16 protein-coding genes and 1 tRNA gene are annotated in these 17,030 nt (G+C 68.8%); 4 read left to right on the forward strand and 13 right to left on the reverse strand.

Annotation, left to right across the window (positions count from 1 at the left end):
* Together AC1PME_RS15745 and AC1PME_RS15750 are read left to right on the forward strand one after the other, a co-directional pair.
* On the forward strand, positions 1–1,425 hold the full coding sequence (locus tag AC1PME_RS15745; protein WP_481096395.1) for a Y-family DNA polymerase: 1,425 nt from the start codon (positions 1–3) through the stop codon (positions 1,423–1,425).
* A complete protein-coding gene (locus AC1PME_RS15750) occupies positions 1,422–4,634 on the forward strand; it encodes an error-prone DNA polymerase (RefSeq protein ID WP_481096396.1) in 3,213 nt (1,070 codons plus the stop codon). The genes AC1PME_RS15745 and AC1PME_RS15750 overlap by 4 nt, the downstream gene beginning before the upstream one ends.
* 86 nt (positions 4,635–4,720) lie before the next feature.
* Here the strand turns inward: AC1PME_RS15750 and AC1PME_RS15755 are convergent, their stop codons facing one another.
* Positions 4,721–5,251, reverse strand: coding sequence for a nuclear transport factor 2 family protein (locus AC1PME_RS15755; protein ID WP_481096397.1), 531 nt, complete (start codon positions 5,249–5,251; stop codon positions 4,721–4,723).
* A 40-nt stretch (positions 5,252–5,291) separates the two neighbouring features.
* Between AC1PME_RS15755 and AC1PME_RS15760 the strand changes: the two genes are divergently transcribed.
* Positions 5,292–6,014 (forward strand): ArsR/SmtB family transcription factor, encoded by a 723-nt coding sequence (locus AC1PME_RS15760; RefSeq protein ID WP_481096398.1) that lies wholly within the window; start codon positions 5,292–5,294, stop codon positions 6,012–6,014.
* Positions 6,015–6,114: 100 nt separating this feature from the next.
* Here AC1PME_RS15760 and AC1PME_RS15765 read toward each other — a convergent pair whose 3' ends face one another.
* A complete protein-coding gene (locus tag AC1PME_RS15765) occupies positions 6,115–6,870 on the reverse strand; it encodes a DNA-formamidopyrimidine glycosylase family protein (RefSeq protein WP_481096399.1) in 756 nt (251 codons plus the stop codon).
* Positions 6,871–7,038: 168 nt separating this feature from the next.
* Here AC1PME_RS15765 and AC1PME_RS15770 point away from each other — a divergent pair, with 168 nt between their 5' ends.
* A complete protein-coding gene (locus tag AC1PME_RS15770; RefSeq protein ID WP_481096400.1) occupies positions 7,039–7,281 on the forward strand; it encodes a type II toxin-antitoxin system Phd/YefM family antitoxin in 243 nt (80 codons plus the stop codon).
* Between the two features lie 63 nt (positions 7,282–7,344).
* On the opposite strand, the gene AC1PME_RS15775 is transcribed toward AC1PME_RS15770, so the two are convergent.
* The 11 genes from AC1PME_RS15775 to fabD form a co-directional block, all read right to left on the reverse strand.
* Positions 7,345–8,016 (reverse strand): hypothetical protein, encoded by a 672-nt coding sequence (locus AC1PME_RS15775; protein WP_481096401.1) that lies wholly within the window; start codon positions 8,014–8,016, stop codon positions 7,345–7,347.
* Between the two features lie 258 nt (positions 8,017–8,274).
* A tRNA-Val gene (locus AC1PME_RS15780) sits at positions 8,275–8,349 on the reverse strand.
* 87 nt (positions 8,350–8,436) lie between these two features.
* Positions 8,437–8,790 carry a PilZ domain-containing protein gene (locus AC1PME_RS15785; protein ID WP_010342469.1) on the reverse strand — a complete coding sequence of 118 codons (354 nt, stop codon included), beginning with the start codon at positions 8,788–8,790 and terminating at the stop codon, positions 8,437–8,439.
* Entirely contained in the window at positions 8,787–9,749 is a 963-nt protein-coding gene (locus AC1PME_RS15790) for a DNA polymerase III subunit delta' (RefSeq protein ID WP_307551918.1), read from the reverse strand. Before AC1PME_RS15790 ends, AC1PME_RS15785 begins: the two co-directional genes overlap by 4 nt.
* Positions 9,746–10,417 (reverse strand): dTMP kinase, encoded by a 672-nt coding sequence (tmk, locus tag AC1PME_RS15795; protein ID WP_481096402.1) that lies wholly within the window; start codon positions 10,415–10,417, stop codon positions 9,746–9,748. Before tmk ends, AC1PME_RS15790 begins: the two co-directional genes overlap by 4 nt.
* Positions 10,414–11,475 (reverse strand): endolytic transglycosylase MltG, encoded by a 1,062-nt coding sequence (mltG, locus tag AC1PME_RS15800; RefSeq protein ID WP_430543977.1) that lies wholly within the window; start codon positions 11,473–11,475, stop codon positions 10,414–10,416. The genes tmk and mltG overlap by 4 nt, the downstream gene beginning before the upstream one ends.
* Before the next feature lie 74 nt (positions 11,476–11,549).
* Positions 11,550–12,899, reverse strand: a complete 1,350-nt coding sequence (locus AC1PME_RS15805) for an aminodeoxychorismate synthase component I (RefSeq protein ID WP_481096403.1) — start codon at positions 12,897–12,899, stop codon at positions 11,550–11,552.
* 194 nt (positions 12,900–13,093) lie between these two features.
* On the reverse strand, positions 13,094–14,329 hold the full coding sequence (fabF, locus tag AC1PME_RS15810; protein WP_254458869.1) for a beta-ketoacyl-ACP synthase II: 1,236 nt from the start codon (positions 14,327–14,329) through the stop codon (positions 13,094–13,096).
* Between the two features lie 129 nt (positions 14,330–14,458).
* Positions 14,459–14,698 (reverse strand): acyl carrier protein, encoded by a 240-nt coding sequence (acpP, locus tag AC1PME_RS15815; RefSeq protein ID WP_010342475.1) that lies wholly within the window; start codon positions 14,696–14,698, stop codon positions 14,459–14,461.
* A 154-nt stretch (positions 14,699–14,852) separates the two neighbouring features.
* On the reverse strand, positions 14,853–15,596 hold the full coding sequence (gene fabG / locus AC1PME_RS15820) for a 3-oxoacyl-ACP reductase FabG (protein WP_254458870.1): 744 nt from the start codon (positions 15,594–15,596) through the stop codon (positions 14,853–14,855).
* 91 nt (positions 15,597–15,687) lie between these two features.
* Entirely contained in the window at positions 15,688–16,632 is a 945-nt protein-coding gene (gene fabD / locus AC1PME_RS15825) for an ACP S-malonyltransferase (protein WP_307551926.1), read from the reverse strand.
* Positions 16,633–17,030: the final 398 nt, after the last annotated feature.

Below are 17,030 nucleotides of genomic sequence, written 5' to 3' on the forward strand. Positions count from 1 at the left end.
ATGCGCTGGGCCTGCATCCTGTTGCCGCAACTGGCGCTGGACACCGTCCTGCGCCGCTGGCCGACGCCGGACGAGCCGCTGGCGCTGCTCGACGGCCCGCCGCAGCGGCGCACGCTGAAGGCGGTCAACGCCGCCGCGCGCGCCCGCGGCCTGCGTCCCGGGCAATCGCTGGTCACCGCGCAGGCGCTGTGCGACCGCTTCGCCACCGCCCTGCACGATGCCGAAGAAAGCCGCCGCAGCCAGCAGTTCCTCGCGGCGTGGGCGTACCGCTTCAGTTCGCTGGTCAGCACCGACTACCCCGGCGCGCTGCTGCTGGAGATCGAGGCCAGCCTCGGCCTGTTCGGGCCATGGCCGCGCTTCGAGGCGCGGCTGCGCGAGGAACTGACCGCGCTGGGCTTCCGCCACCGCCTAGTGGTCGCGCCGCATCCGCTGGCCGCGCGTGCGCTGGTCAATGCGCACGACGGCATCGCCCTGCTCGACAACGCCGCACTGCAGCGCGCGCTGGGGCAGTTGCCGATCGCCCGCGCCGGGCTGCCGCTGGCGCTGGCCGACGGCTTCGCGCGGATGGGCCTGCGCCGCCTGCAGCAGCTGTTCGCACTGCCGCGCACCGCGCTGGCACGGCGCTATCCGCCGGCCCTGCTGCAGCACCTGGACGCGTTGCGCGGGCAGGTGCCGCTGCCGCTGCAGTACTACCTGCCGCCGGACCGCTTCGATGCACGTGTGGAACTGGGCTATGTGACCGAATCCAACCAGGCGCTGCTGTTCCCGCTGCGCCGGCTGACCCAGGACCTGGCGGCGTTCCTGGCCGGACGCGACGGCGGCGTGCAGCGCTTCCGCCTGCTGCTCGAACACGAGGACCTGGAGCCCAGCGTGGTGCCGGTGGGATTGCTCGCCGCCGAGCGCGATGCGGCGATGCTGTTCGAACTGGCGCGCGGGCGCCTGCAGCAAGCCAGCGTGCCGGCACCGGTGCAGGCGCTGCGCCTGTGCGCCGACGAACTGCCGCCGTTCGTGCCGGCCGCGCGCGAACTGTTCGACGAGCGCGCGCAGCAGGCCCTGCCCTGGGAGCAACTGCGCGAACGCCTGCGCGCGCGCCTGGGCGACGACGCCGTGCACGGCCTGCGCGCGCACGCCGACCATCGCCCGGAACTGGCCTGGCGCGCTGAATCCGCCGCCACCCGCAGCACCGCCGCGCCCGCCGCCGCGGCACCGCCACGCCCCGGCTGGCTGCTGCCGCGGCCGGTGCCGCTGCGCGAACGCGCGCCCGAGCGCCTGGCCGGGCCGGAACGCATCGAGAGCGGCTGGTGGGACGACGGCGACGTGCGCCGCGACTACTACGTCGTGCGCACCCGCCAGGGCCAGCGCGCCTGGGCCTTCGCCCCGGCCGACGCGCCGGACGCGCTGATGCTGCACGGCTGGTTCGCATGAGCCACACCCCGCCGCATCCGCGCATGCCGCCGCGCCTGCGGCTGCTGCCGACGCCGGCCCCTGCACAAACCAACGCACCCGCCACCAGCGCGCCGCCCGCGCCGGCGGACCCCACGCTGCCCGACTACGCCGAACTGCACTGCCTGTCCAACTTCAGCTTCCAACGCGGCGCCTCGCACCCGTGGGAACTGTGCGAACGTGCGCTGCGCCACGGCTACCGCGCCCTGGCGATCACCGACGAATGCAGCCTGGCCGGCATCGTGCGCGCGTGGCAGGCGGCCCGGGACATGGGCCTGCACCTCATCGTCGGCAGCGAGATCCAGTTCGAGCACGGCCCCAAGCTGGTGCTGCTGGCCGAGACCCTGCACGGCTACCAGCGGCTGTGCCGGCTGATCACCCTGGCCCGGCGCCGCGCCGACAAAGGGACCTATCGCGCGCTGCGCGAGGACCTGGCCAGCGCCGACGACGGCGCCGGCCTGCTGTGCCTGTGGCTGCCACGCGGCGCCGGCGACGACGCGGCAGACGGCGCCTGGCTGCAGGCGCGCTTCCCGCAGCGGCTGTGGCTGGCGGTGGAACTGCTGCGCGGCCCCGACGACGCCGCGCTGCTGCAGGCGCGCCTGCAACTGGCGCAGCGCCTGCACCTGCCCGCCGTGGCCAGCGGCGACGTGCACATGCACGCACGCGGCCGCCGCGCGCTGCAGGACACCTTGACCGCGATCCGCCAGCGCCTGCCGCTGCACGAAGCCGGCGCCCACCTGTATCCCAACGGCGAGCGCCACCTGCGCCCGCGCGCCACGCTGGCGGCGCTGTATCCACCCGCGCTGCTGGCCGAGACGGTGCGCATCGCCCAGCGTTGCGACTTCAACCTCGGCCAACTGCAATACGAATACCCGCACGAACTGGTGCCGCCCGGGCACACGCCCACGCAATGGCTGCGCCTGCTCACCGAGCGCGGCGCGGCCGAGCGCTGGCCGCAGGGCGTGCCGGACAAGGCGCGGCGCCTGATCGAGCACGAACTCGGGGTGATCGAGCGGCTGCAGTACGAGTCCTACTTCCTCACCGTGTACGACCTGGTGCGCTTCGCGCGCTCCAAGGACATCCTGTGCCAGGGCCGCGGCTCGGCGGCGAACTCGGCGGTGTGCTACGCGCTGGGCATCACCGCGATCGATCCGGACCGCATCGGCATGCTGTTCGAACGCTTCATCTCCGAAGAGCGCAAGGAGCGGCCGGACATCGACATCGATTTCGAGCACGACCGCCGCGAGGAAGTGATCCAGTACATCTTCCGCCACTACGGCCGCGAGCGCGCCGCGCTGGCGGCGGTGGCGATCAGCTACCACACGCGCAGCGCGGTGCGCGACGTGGCGCGCGCACTGGGCCTGCCCAGCGACACCGTCGATGCGCTGTCCTCCGCGCTGGGCCAGCGCGATCCGGTGGAGTCGGCGCAGGAGCTGCTGCGCGAACGCGGCTTCGATCCGGACACGCCGGTGATGCGCCGGCTGCTGGTGCTCGCCAGCCAACTGATCGGCTTCCCGCGGCACCTGTCGCAGCACCCTGGCGGCTTTGTCATCTCCGAGCATGCGCTGCACACCCTGGTGCCGGTGGAGAACGCGACCATGGCCGAGCGCACGGTGATCCAGTGGGACAAGGACGACCTGGAACTGGTCGGGCTGATGAAGGTCGACGTGCTCGCGCTGGGCATGCTCAGCGCGCTGCGGCGCACCCTCGACCTGCTGCGCGCGCATCGCGGCCGCGCCTACACGCTCGCCACCATTCCCGCCGAAGACCCGCAGACCTACGCGATGATCCAGCGCGCCGACACCATCGGCGTGTTCCAGATCGAATCGCGCGCGCAGATGGCGATGCTGCCGCGGCTGCAGCCGCGCGAGTTCTACGACCTGGTCATCCAGGTGGCGATCGTGCGCCCCGGGCCGATCCAGGGCGGCATGGTGCATCCGTATCTGCGCCGGCGCAGCGGCGAGGAAGCCACCGACGATCTGCCTGAAGAGCTGCGCGAGGTATTCAAGCGCACGCTTGGCGTGCCCCTGTTCCAGGAGCAGGTGATGCAACTCGCGGTGGTCGCCGCCGGCTACACGCCGGGCCAGGCCGACCAGTTGCGCCGCTCGATGGCGGCCTGGAAACGCCACGGCGGGCTGGAACCGCATCGCGAGAAATTGTTAGAGGGCATGCTCGAGCGAGGCTACAGCGCCGAATTCGCCGCACGCATCTTCGAACAGATCAAGGGCTTCGGCAGCTACGGGTTTCCCGAAAGCCATGCCGCCAGTTTCGCCCTGCTCACCTATGCCAGTTGCTGGCTCAAGTGCCACGAACCGGCGGCGTTCACCTGCGCCCTGATCAACAGTTGGCCGATGGGGTTCTACAGCCCCGACCAGTTGCTGCAGGACGCGCGCCGCCACGGCCTGCAGGTGCGGCCGGTGGACGTGCGCTACAGCGACTGGGACTGCAGCCTGGAAGCGTACAGCCCCGATCCGCAGGTGCAGCCGGCGATCCGCCTGGGCCTGCGCCTGGTCCGCGGCCTGGCCGAGGATGCCGCGCTGCGCCTGCAACAAGCGCGCGCGCAGGCCCCGTTCCACGACCTCGCCGACCTGTGCCACCGCGCCGCGCTCGACGACAAGGCCCGCGCCGCGCTCGCCGATGCCGGCGCGTTGAAAGCGCTGGCCGGCCATCGCCACCGCGCACGCTGGGCAGTGGCCGGGGTCGAAGCGCAGCGACCGCTGTTCGAAGCGCTCGCGGCCACGCCCGAGCAGCAGGTCGCGCTGCCGCTACCCAGCCAGGGCGAAGACATCCGCGCCGACTACGCCACGATCGGAACCACCCTGGGCAAGCACCCACTGACCTTGCTGCGCGCGCAACTGCGTGCGCGCCGCTACCGCCATTCCGGCGAACTGCGCACGCTGCCGCATGCCAGCGCGGTCGCCATCGCCGGCCTGGTGACCATGCGCCAGCGCCCGCAGACCGCCAGCGGCGTCACCTTCGTCACCCTCGAGGACGAGCACGGCCTGGTCAACGTGGTGGTGTGGCGACGCCTGGCCGACCGCCAGCGCCAGGCGCTGCTCGAATCGCGGCTGCTGCTGGTACGCGGCCGCATGGAAACCGCCGATGGCGTGCGCCACCTGATCGCCGGCCATCTCGAAGACCTGACGCCCATGCTGCTCGGCCTGGATATCCGCAGCCGGGATTTTCATTGAGGTGGCGCCGCGGCGACGCGCAGCTCGATGCGACGCCTGCGCGCATGCCGTCACGCTCGCTGCCGCCGACCGCGACCTTCGCAAGTTCAGGGCTGTTTGCCAAGCGCAGCCAACAACGTCTGCACGCCTTTCCAGCCCCAGTACACGCGGTGGCAGGCGATCAATCCGGCCGCGTCCAGGTCCATCACTTCCACCAGATCGACCTGATCGCCCTGCGGCGTGTCGCGCGGATACTCCCAGACCAGTTGCCGCCCGGCGACATGACAGTGGCCGCTGCGATACCAGCGCCCCAGGCCGTTCTCTGGCTGGGCGAAGGACGCGGCGAAGAACGCCGCGATGGCGTCGCGGCCCTGCAGCCGCCCATCCTGCCGTGGCGCCGAGGCCACATAGGCCAACGGCGATTCCAACTGGGCATCCGACGCATACAGCGCCATCAACCCCGGCAGATCGCGCGCGACTACATATTGATGCCAGCGTTCGAACACGACATGCGCATCGCGCTCGGCGGGGGTCGATGACGTTTCGTTCGTCTGCATCGGCAGGCTCCGGTGGGAATCCGCGCAGTCTAGGAATCCGCCTGTCGCATCGTTTCGATACGCAGCGAAACGTCGCGGCATGGGCGGTCCTATGATGGCCACGTCCATCGGGAGCGCGGCGATGCATCTGGAACGACCCAAGCTGGCAGCGACCGCCTTCCTGATCGCCGACCCCGCCCGCGCGGCCATGCTGATGGCGCTGGTCGACGGGCGTGCACTGCCGGCCGGCGAACTGGCCTTCGCCGGCGGCGTCACCCCGCAGACCGCGAGCGCGCACCTGGCCAAGCTGCTGGACGGCGGCCTGCTCGCGGTCGAGATCCAGGGCCGCCACCGCTACTACCGCCTGGCCAGCGCGCACGTCGCCGCCGTGCTCGAAACCCTGGCCACTCTGACACCGCCGCAGGCATCCCGGGTCCGCAGCCCGCAGCGCGGCATCCAGCCGCTGCGCCTGGCGCGCTGCTGCTACGACCACCTCGCCGGACGCCTCGGCGTGGCGGTCGCCGAGGCGCTGGAACAGCGCGCATGGCTCACCGCCCACGACGCCAGCCGCTACGCCGTTTCCCCCGCAGGCGCGGCATGGTTCGCGCGCATGGGCGTGGATCTGCCGCACCTCGCCCAAGGCCGCCGCGCCCTGGCCCGGCGCTGCCTGGACTGGACCGAACGTCGCCACCACCTCGCCGGCGCGCTGGGCGCCGCCCTGCTCGACCAGCTCTCCGCCCGCCACTGGCTACGCCGCGTCGACGGCTCGCGTGCACTGGTAGTCACCGATCTCGGCTGGGCCGGCCTGCTCGCCGAACTGGGCATTCGCCGGTGCGAAGACGAAGCGGTGGCGCTGGAACCCTAAAGCCAAGCCACATGCATGGCGGCATCGCCAGCAATGCGCATCGCGGACGCAAGCGCCTTATCGCACCGCCTGGCGCAACGCGCCGTACGCCGACGCCGAGCTACGCCGCTGTCTCGTCCATCACGTACCGCCGCTGGCAATGCTCGCAGAAGAACGCACGCCGCTGCGCCTTGCCGAGCTGCTTGCGATAGGTCAGCAACTGACCATCGCGCGGACAGACCGTCTTGGTGTGCACCTGGTAGTGCTTCTTCAGTTCGCAGGCTTTCTTCCAGCGATAGAAATCGAAGCTGTACTCGCGCGCCTGCGCCACCAGTTCGCCCAGCTTGCGCGGCGGCAACGCCCCGATTTCGCTCTCGGGGTGCACACGGATCCGGTGCAACACCTCGTTCTTGATGATGTTGCCGACCCCGGCGAACACATCCTGATCCAGCAAGGCATCGGCGGCGAGCAGATGCGGCCGCAGCCGCAACTTGCGCCGCGCCTGCGCCGCATCCCAATCGGGGTTCATGACATCCGCGGTCCAGTCGTAGGCCGTATCCAGCGGACCCTCGATGAACTTGATCGAACATGCGTAGAAATTCAGCTCCTCACCCTTGGCGAAGCCCAGGCTCAAGCGCGCCGACGCGTCCTTGCGCGCATTGATCCGGTAGCTGCCGAACAGCAGGAAATGGATGCGCACACTGAACGCATCGAACTCGATCAGAAAATGCTTGCCCCAACTGCGCAGCGACAGAATTTTGCGATTACGCATCCGCCCCAGGTCCAGCTTGCTGTTGCCGGACACCCGCAACACCTTGCGCCCGGCAAACGCGGCGGCTTCTTCCTTGAGGATGACAATTGAGGGGCCTTCGGGCATGGCCCAGTATCGAGCGCTGCCGTGAGCAGGCTGTGAGCCTAACGCGCCCAACTACAGCAATATTCGATCCACCGAAGATCGCCAGCCAAAAAACATTGTCCGTTTGATAATGTCCGTTGATAGCCCTCCGAACAAGCGTACAAATTCTTGTACGACACCGAGCAAAAAATGGACACCATCCGCTACAGCGCCGCACGTTCGTTTCTTGCGGACATCATGGAACGCGTGGCCAACAGCCACGAGCCAGTGATCATCACGCGCAGCCGCAAGCAAGCTGTGGTCGTGCTGTCGCTGGAGAACTACAAATCGATTCAAGAAACCGTATATCTACTGCACAGCACTAAGAATGCGCAGCGCGTACTGGAATCCATCGCCCAATTCAAGGCGGATGCGGCGAGGCGTGAGGGCTGACGAATTAGCAACCTAATTAGCACGAGGCCTACGCAATATTAAATGCGTACAACTAAATATGTGCTAATCAGATTTTTTTATGAATTGCAAGAGCTGCGGGCCATCACATCGCGCAGGCGTAGTTGAATTTATTTGATTTTGAGGCTTATTAATATCCAGAGTTGCAAAAAAGAAGACAAGTCCAACAAACGAAAGCAGTATCTGAAAAATCATCCAGCGCGCTGCCTTCTGAGCACTATTAATTATTGATCTTGCAAGAGTCGGCTTTTCTTCTTTGCTTAATTTAAATTTTATAAACCAACTAACAGGCGCAATTGATATATCCACAAAGGCTTTGTTCAGCCTACCCATATCAAATTCCGCGAAAAGGCCTGCCTGTCCCATGACATGGATCATTCCTTCCTGTTTTGGTTGCACATCAGCCAAGACCTCCACGGCATTGGCTGAATACCTGACGACCATGTAGCAAACTAAAGATGCGAGGACTATCAGCGCAAAGATGATCACGTTTCCTAAGCTGGTAATGTCCTTCAAAACTGCCACTTGGGAGACTATGAGTCCTAGCGTTGCTGCTGTGCCTAAGGCCCATTTTTCACTAAAAGATTCGTTCTGTTTTGCAATCTTAGGAGCTGCTAGCCAAAGCAGCTTTTCGGCGAACTGTTCTTCCGTAAAATTTGGCTTCGCCGTATCCCCGGACTCACCCGAAAACTGATCTTCCCCAGACTTTACTTCCACAGTACCCCCTGACCCCATCCAATGAGAGCTAATCGAGAAGCCGCAGTTGTCACCTAGAGACTACTGCAAGAAGAGAGTGACGTGCCAAACGCCCCAGGTGAAGACTGCCCTGTGAGGCACGAGATGAGCAAACTCAATAGCAAGGATTAGGCTATTTTCTGACCAATTCGGCGTTGCCACGCCCGTTAGGCAACTGCCACCACACAGCCACAAAAAAAGCCGGCACTAGGCCGGCTTTTTCGTTGACGCTCAAATTCGTGGTGGGCGGTGCAGGGTTCGAACCTGCGACCCTTGCCGTGTGAAGGCAATGCTCTACCGCTGAGCTAACCGCCCGTGTCGCGAGCCGCACATTATAGGGCTGTGGCGCGCGGCGTCAATGGGTCCTTGCGAGGTCCCTGGCGCGACGCCGCCACGCGGCCACTACATGGTCTGGGTGGGCTTGTCGGCGTTGAGGATGCCGGCCAGCTGGGTCTCGATCTTGGTGCGGATGGTCTCGCCTTCGCTGTTGTCCGGCAGCTGCACGCCGATGCCGGCGGCGCGGTTGCCCTGGGCGCCGACCGGGGTCACCCAGATCACCTTGCCGGCCACCGGCAGGCGCTCGCTGGAATCGGGCAGGGTCAGCAGCAGGAACACCTCGTCGCCGAGGAAGTAGCGCTTGGGCGTGGGCACGAAGATGCCGCCGTTCTTCACGAACGGCATGTAGGCGTTGTACAGCGCCGCCTTGTCCTTCACCGCCAGCGACAGGATGCCCTGGCGTCCGCTCATCGCGCTCATCGTTGTGCCCCTCTCCGGGCCGGGCGATCGCCATCGCGCCAGGCCAGCAACAGTTCCGCGATCGCCAGGTCGGCGCGCACGGTGGTCCGCAGCAGGTCGCGGGTGCGATTGGCGGCGTCGAACCACGCGGCCAGCTTGTGCAATCGCGCCGGGTCGGTCAAGCCGGCCTGCGAGGCCTGCGCCAGCGCCAGGTCGGCGGCATGGCCCAGGCGCTGCTCGGCGAGGGCGTCGCCGCTCCAGCGTTGCGCGGCCTCCAGCGTGCCGAGCTTGCCGGCGGCGACCTGCTCCAGGTCGGCGGCCACCTGCCGGCGCAGCTTCAATCCGTCCTCGCGCAGCCAGTGCGCAGCCAGGCCGGGATGGCCGCGCGCGGCGTCCAGCGCTTCGCGCGCGGTCTTCTCCGGGAAGTCCTGGGCCAGCAGCCAGGCGATCGCTTCCTCGGCCGGCGGCAGCTTGAATTCCAGGCGCTGGCAGCGGCTGCGGATGGTCGCCGGCAGGCGCGCCGGCTGCGCGCTGATCAGCCACAGGTAGCGGCCGGGCTGCGGCTCCTCCAGGGTCTTCAGCAGCGCGTTGCAGGCGGCGCGGTTGATCGCGTCGGCCGGGTCCACCACCACCACCTGGGCCACGCCGTACTGCGGGGTCAGCGCCAGCTTCTGCGAGATCTCGCGCACCTGCTCGATGACGATCTCGGTGCGCAGCTTGTCGCCGGTACGGTTGGGAATGAACGAGATCAACTGCAGGTCGGGATGGGTGCCGGCGGCGATCAGCTGTGCGCTGCGCAGGGCCGCGGCCGGTTCGCCCTGGCCCAGCACGTGCGCGGCCAGCTTCAGCGCCACCGCGCGCTTGCCCAGGCCTTCCGGCCCGCAGATCAGCAGGCCGTGGCCGAGGCGGCCGGCATCGAGCGCGGCCACGGTCTGGTCGTAGGCGCGCTGCTGCCACGGCGAAAACGGCAGATCGCTCATGGGGTCGGCTCCTGTTGCTGCTGCACCCACGCCGCCAGCGCGGCGGCGACCGCCTGCGCCACCGCCTGCGGCGGCTGGCTGGCGTCGATGACGCGGAAGCGTTGCGGGTCCTGCGCGGCGCGTTGGCGGAAGCCGGCGCGCACGCGCTGGAAGAAATCGTCCTGCTCGCTCTCGATCCGGTCCGGCCACAGGTCGCGGCCGCTGGTGCGGGCGCGGCCGATCTGCACGTCCAGGTCCAGCAGCAGGGTCAGCCCCGGCTGCAGGCCGACCGCGCGCCGCTCCAGGTCGGCGATCCAGGCGCGGTCCAAGCCACGGCCCTCGCCCTGGTAGGCATAGCTGGAATCGGTGAAGCGGTCGCTGACCACGTAGGCACCGCGCTGCAGCGCCGGGCGGATCACCTCGCGCACGTGCTGGGCACGCGCGGCGAACACCAGCAGCAGTTCGGTCTCGGCGGCCAGCGGCTCGGCAATCTCGCCGGGCGTCCTGTCCAGCAGCAGCGCGCGGATGCGCTCGGCCAGCGGCGTGCCGCCCGGCTCGCGGGTCAGTACCACTTCGTGGCCCTGCGCCTGCAGCCAGTCGCGGATCGCGTTGATCGCAGTGGTCTTGCCGGCGCCCTCGCCGCCTTCCAGGCTGACCAAGCGATGGTGGCGCAGCACGGCCTCGCTCATGGCGTCACCGCCGCGTCGCTGCGCGCCTGGCGCAGGCGCTGCAGGTAGCGCGCCACCGCGGCGGTGTGCTCGGCGTAGCTGGAGGAGAACGCATGCGCGCCGCTGCCGTCGCCGATGGCCACGAAGTACAGGCTGTCGCCCGGCGCCGGATGGGTGGCCGCGCGCAGCGCGTCGCGCCCGGGCATGGCGATCGGGGTCGGGGTCAGGCCGGTGCGGGTGTAGGTGTTGTACGGCGTATCGGTCTCCAGGTCGCGTTTGCGGATGTTGCCGTCGTAGGCGCTGCCGATGCCGTAGATCACGCTCGGGTCGGTCTGCAGTTTCATGCCCAGTTGCAGGCGGCGCACGAACACGCCGGCGATCTGCGGGCGCTCGGCGGCCAGCCCGGTCTCCTTCTCCACGATCGAGGCCAGGGTCAGCGCCTGCTCCGGCGACTGCAGCGGCAGGTCGCTGGCGCGCGTGTCCCAGGCCTCGGCCAGCGCCTTGTCCATCGCCGCATGCGCGCGGCGCAGCAGCTGCAGGTCGGTATCGCCGCGCTGGTAGAGGTAGGTCTCGGGCAGGAAGCGGCCTTCCGGGTGCTGGCCGGGCTGGCCGAGCTTGGCCATCAGTTCGCTGTCGCTGAGGTCGGTGGTGGTGTGCACCAGCGGCGTGGCCGCGTTTAGGGCGCTGCGCAACTGGCGCACGTTCCAGCCTTCGACGATGGTGAAGCGGTACTGGATCACCTGGCCCTTGCGCATGCGCAGCAGCAGCTCGCGCGGACTCAGCGCCGGCTGCAGGGCGTACTCGCCGAACTTGAGCTTGCCGGCCACGCCCAGCTCGCGCGCCAGCACCTGCCATTGCAGGTCGCTGCCCTGGGTGACGCCGGCGGCGCGCAGCTTGCGCAGCACGCCATTGAGCGAGGCGCCGCGCGCCACCTCCACGCTGGGCTGGGTCGCCTGCAGCGGCTGCTCGGCGAAGGCGCGATACCCGTGCCACCACCAGGCGCCGGCCGCGGCCAACAGCAGCGCCAGCACCAGCACGATCGCCAGCAGGGTCAGACACCCGCGTTTAGCCCAAGCCACGGCCACCTCGAAGCGAATTCAATGGCATGCAGGATACCGCGCGGCCGGCATCGCCCGGTATCGGCGCGGCTGGCTCATGGCTCCAGCGCGCGCAGCAGGCCGCGCGCCTTGGCCCGGGTCTCGTCGAGTTCGCGCTCCGGGTCGGAGTCGAACACGATGCCGGCGCCGGTGCGGAACTGCACCTGCGCGCCCTCCACCTCGGCGGTGCGGATGAGGATGTTCAGGTCCATGTCGCCGTCGCGGTTGAGCCAGCCGAACGCGCCGGTGTAGGCGCCGCGCGGCGTCTGCTCCAGCTCGGCGATGATCTGCATGCAGCGCACCTTGGGGCAACCGGTAATGGTGCCGCCGGGGAAGGTGGCGCGGATCGTCTCGCCGGGGGTGGTGCCGGCGCGCAGCCGGCCGCGCACGTTGCTGACGATGTGGTGCACGTGGGCGTAGCTCTCCACCGTCATCAACTCGTCGACCTCGACGCTGCCCGGCGCGCAGATCCGCCCCAGGTCGTTGCGCTCCAGGTCGATCAGCATCACGTGCTCGGCGCGCTCCTTGGGGTGCCCGACCAGTTCGCGGATGCGCGCGGCCTCGTCGTCGCCCGGCGCGCGCGCGCGGGTGCCGGCGATCGGCCGGGTCTCGACCACGTCGCCGCGCACCGATACCAGCCGTTCCGGCGAGGAACTGACCACGGCGCGGCCGTGGCCGACGAACAGGCCGGCGAACGGCGCCGGGTTGGCGCGGCGCAGCTGCGCGTACAGCGCCGCCGGCGCCAGCGGCGCGGCGAAGCGCGCCGACCAGCGCCGCGACAGGTTGACCTGGAACACGTCGCCGGCGCGCAGGTAATCGAGGATGCGGCGCACGCCGTCGACGAAGCGCTGCGGCGGGTCTTCCTCGATCGCTGTCGGCGCCTGCCAGGCCGGCGCTGGCGCCGCGGCAGGCAGCGCCTGCAGATCGGCGAGCACACTGTCCAGCAATGCCGCATGCGCGGGCTCGGTCAGCGCCACGCAGTCGCCGCTGACATGGTCGCGCAGCAGCGCTGCAGGGCAGCGCAGGGCCAGTGCCGTTGGCGTGGCCGCGGCGGACTGCGGCAAGCGCAGCACCGGCTCCACCTGGGCGGCCAGTTCGTAGTCCAGCAGCAGCGCCCAGCCGCCGCGGAACGGCCAGCGCGGTTCGTCGCGTTCGCAGCGTTCGGCCTGCCAGTGCGCGTCCAGCGCGCTCAGGAAATCCCCGGCGACCGCCGCACCCTCCAGCTCGCGGGTGACGCCATCGCGATCCAGCCGCAGGCCCTGCCCGTCGGCGACCAGCAACAGATCCCAGCGCCCCTGCGCGGTGCCCGAGGCCGCCGATTCCAGCAGCACCGGATACCGCTGCGGCGCCAGGCGATGCAGCGCCAGCAGATCGACCTCGGCCGGCAAGGGAACGGTACGCAGCATCGAAGATCCGCTGGAAGATTGAAAGAAACGTCAGGGAACGGGAGGCGTCGCCAGACGCGCTCTAAGCGACACCGCAGCAACGCGCGCGGACCTCACGCGCGCCGCTCGATCTCCGCTCGATGGATGGACGCGCGCGACGGGAGTGAGGCGCCGGCTGTGACGATTCCCGAATCCCGATTCCCGAATCCCGGCTCCTAGACCCGCTTGAACAGCAGCGTGCCATTGGTCCCGCCGAAGCCGAACCCATTGGACATGGCCACGTCGATCTTCTTCTCGCGCGCCACGTTCGGCACGTAGTCCAGATCGCACCCTTCGCCCGGTTCGTGCAGGTTGATGGTCGGCGGAATGATGCCGGCGTGGATCGCCATCACCGAGAAGATCGCCTCGGCACCGCCGGCGGCGCCGAGCAGGTGACCGGTCATCGACTTGGTGGAGCTGACCATGGTCTTGTAGGCGTGATCGCCGAGCGCGCGCTTCATCGCCAGGGTCTCGGCCAGATCGCCCAGCGGCGTGGAGGTGCCGTGCGCGTTGAGGTAATCGACCTGGTCCGGATTGAGCTTGGCGTCCTTCATCGCCGCCACCATGCTGCGCGCGGCGCCTTCGCCGTCCTCGCTCGGAGCGGTCATGTGGAAGGCGTCGGAGCTGGCGCCGAAACCGACCAGCTCGGCATAGATGCGCGCACCGCGCGCCTTGGCGTGTTCGTACTCTTCCAGCACCAGCACGCCGGCGCCGTCGCCCAGCACGAAGCCGTCGCGCTCCTTGTCCCACGGCCGCGAGGCCGCGGCGGGGTCGTCGTTGCGGGTGGACATCGCCTTCATCGAGCAGAAGCCGCCCACCGAGGTCGGCGACGAACCGCGCTCGGCGCCGCCGGCCAGCATCACGTCGGCGTCGCCGTGCTGGATCATGCGCATCGCGGTGCCGATGGAATGGTTGGAGGTGGCGCAGGCCGAGACCGCGGAGAAGGTCGGCCCCTTCAGCCCTTTGATCAGGCTCACCTGGCCCGGCAGCATGTTGATGATGGTGCTGGGCACGTAGAACGGCGAGATCTTGCGCGCGCCGCCCTCGTGGAATTTGATGGTCTGCTCCTCGATGCCGAGCAGGCCGCCGATGCCGGAGCCGAGGATCGCGCCGATGCGTTCGGCATTGGCCTCGGTGATCTCCAGGCCGGAATCGTCCAGCGCCATGAACGAGGCGCCGACGCCGTAATGGATGAACGAATCCATCTTGCGCGCGTCCTTGGACGAAATGAACTTGGTCGGATCGAAATCCTTGATCTCGCCGGCGATCTTGGTGGTGAACTGAGACGCATCGATCTGGGTGATCGGGCCGATGCCGGAGCGTCCGTTGACGATCCCTTCCCAACTGCTGGCCAGGTCATTGCCCAACGGCGACACCAGGCCCATGCCGGTTACGACGACACGACGGCTCATTGCGAAATCTCCTCACCGCGATACGCGCGGCCTTGACGCTGTAAAAACACAGGGCCGCATGCGCGGCCCCATGGGATTGTCACGCGCATCGTGCCCACGCAGGCGCCGATGGCGATCGAGAACGCCGCATCAGCTCTTGACGTGCGCCTTGACGTAGTCGATGGCCTGCTGCACCGAGGTGATCTTCTCGGCTTCTTCGTCCGGAATCTCGCACTCGAACTCTTCTTCCAGGGCCATCACCAGCTCGACGGTGTCCAGCGAGTCGGCACCCAGGTCATCGACGAACGATGCGTTGTTGGTGACTTCTTCTTCCTTGACGCCGAGCTGTTCGACGACGATTTTCTTGACGCGTTCTTCGATGGTGCTCATTGGGATATCGCTCCAGATGGAGTAGTGGTGGTTCAAAAACGCCATCGGGCTGCGATGGCCGCGTTGGATAGTGTAGTGGAAACCGACTGGCCCTTGCAGCGCTGTACAAATGCCGGCCGATCAGCCACTTAGGCGCGTCCGCTGCGCCACAGGCTCACGGCATGTACATCCCGCCGTTCACGTGCAGGGTTTCGCCGGTGATGTAGCCGGCGCCGGGGCCGGCCAGGAACGCAACGGCATTGGCGATGTCCGACGGCTGGCCGAACTGGCCGAGCGCGATCTGTTGCATCAGCGCTGCGCGCTGCGCCTCCGGCAGCGTCTTGGTCATGTCGGTATCGATGAAACCGGGCGCCACCACGTTGACGGTGATGCCGCGCGATCCGATCTCCTTGGCCATCGACTTGGAGAAGGCGATGATGCCGGCCTTGGCCGCGGCGTAGTTGGTCTGGCCCGGGTTGCCGGTCACGCCGACCACCGAGGCGATGTTGACGATGCGGCCCTTGCGCGCCTTCATCATGCCGCGCAGCACCGCCTTGGAGGTGCGGAACACGCTGGTCAGGTTGGTGTCGATGATCGCCTGCCAATCGTCGTCCTTCATCCGCATCAGCAGGTTGTCGCGGGTGATGCCGGCGTTGTTGACCAGGATCGAGACCGCACCGAATTCCTTGGCGATCGCCTCGACCAGCGCCTCGACCGCGGCGGCGTCGGTGACGTCCAGCGCGCGGCCATGGCCACCATGGTCGGCCAGGCGCGCGCCGATCGCCTGCGCGCCGGTGTCGGAGGTGGCGGTGCCGATCACGGTCGCGCCCTGCGCGGCCAGCATGTCGGCGATGGCCGCGCCGATCCCGCGGCTGGCGCCGGTGACCAGCGCGATCTCGCCCTGCAATGGCTTGCTCATCTGCTTTTCCTTGGAAACGGACGGCGCATGGCGCCGCGGGGAAGGAGGGAGGCCGGCGCGGACGCGACACGCACCGCGCGGCGGCCGGCGATCAGGAGGCCCAGGCCTCGCGCGCGCCGGCGAACTCGGCAGGCGTGCCCAGGGCACGACCGTCCAGCGACTTGTCGATGCGCTTGACCAGCCCGGTCAGCACCTTGCCCGGGCCGCACTCGGCCAGGCGGGTGGCGCCGCCGGCGGCCAGCGCCTGCACGCAGCCGGTCCAGCGCACCGGCAGGTACAACTGTTCGACCAGCGCCTGGCGGATCGCCTCCACACCCTTGTGCACCTGCACATCGGCGTTCTGCACCACCGGCAGCTGCGGCGCATGCCAGGCCAGCCCGCGCATCGCCTCGGCCAGGCGGTTGGCCGCATCGCGCATCAGCGGGGTGTGCGAGGGCACGCTGACCGCCAGCTTCACCGCCTTGCGCACGCCGCGCTCGGCCAGCAACGCCAGCGCGCGGTCGACCGCCGCGGCATCGCCGCCGATCACCACCTGCCCCGGCGAGTTGTAGTTGGCCGGCACCACCACCTGGCTGCCGGCGGCCTGCGCGCAGACCTCTTCGACCAGCGCGTCCTCGGCGCCGAGCACGGCGGCCATCGCGCCCACGCCGGCCGGCGCGGCGTCCTGCATCAGTTGCCCGCGCAGCCGCACCAGGTGCGCGCCGTCGTGCAGCGACAGGGCGCCGGCGGCGACCAGCGCGCTGTATTCGCCCAGGCTGTGCCCGGCCAGCTGCGCCGGACGCGCCCCGCCCTCGGCCAGCCACAGCCGCCACAGCGCCACGCTCGCGGCCAGCAGCGCCGGCTGGGTGTACTCGGTGCGGTTGAGCATCTCTTCCGGGCCGCCCTGGCTCAGCGCCCACAGGTCCACGCCGGCGCCGTCGGAGGCTTCGGCGAAGCTGTCGCGCAGTTGCGGATGCAACTCGGCCAGTTCGGCCAGCATGCCCAGCGATTGCGAACCCTGGCCGGGGAAGACGAAGGCGAGTGTGGAATCGGTCACGCGGTTGGCCCTGCGAAAATCGAGCGGCGATGATACGGGCGAAACCGGTCGGGCGTCTGTACCCGGGCGTATGTGACATGGCGGCTGGCGCGCCGCGCGGCACCCGCAACACCCCCCGCTCCGCCATGCCCGACGTCACGCCGACAGCATGGCTGGCGGGCCACACGCACACGACGGAAGGCGATGCCACTGGGCAAGGCGGGGCGATGCGGAGATGGCGCAGGCCGGCGGCACTGCAGCGCGAAGGATACGGGATCGGCACGGATCTGGCAGCGCCACGCGCGCATGCACCAGCAGCCGCCCGGGTCGAACCGCGGCTCGCGTCCGGGCGTGGTCGCCGACGGGAGATGGCAGCGCGCGAATGCCGATGTCCAGGCAGCGCACAGGCCGCACCCGAG

This window comes from Xanthomonas sp. NCPPB 901, assembly GCF_056725085.1.